Raw genomic sequence first — 269 nt, forward strand, 5'->3', positions numbered from 1 at the left:
CTGAGGTTGAGCATATACGTGTTCATGAGGTCGGTCGCGAGACCGAAGACGAGCACGAGCCCGATGCTCGCGAGCAGTTCGATCACGAAGGCGTAGGCCACGACGGCCATGACGGCCATCGCGACGATCGACGTGACGGTCATCGTCACACCGGTCTTCATCGCACGGTCGACGCTCTCGTAGAAGCTCCCCGAGCGCCTGAGTACGTGGTTCGTGAGGAGGATGTCGGAGTCGACCGAATACCCGATGAGCATCAGGAGCGCAGCGAC

Annotated in this window: 1 protein-coding gene; it reads right to left on the bottom strand. The window is 61.3% G+C overall.

What is annotated here, in order from left to right; translation table 11 throughout:
- A partial coding sequence (locus tag HKX41_11680; GenBank protein ID NNC24793.1) for a protein translocase subunit SecF occupies nt 1–269 on the bottom strand: 269 nt, incomplete at both ends.

This window comes from Salifodinibacter halophilus (assembly GCA_012999515.1).
Classification (GTDB): Bacteria; Pseudomonadota; Gammaproteobacteria; order Nevskiales; family Salinisphaeraceae; genus Salifodinibacter; species Salifodinibacter halophilus.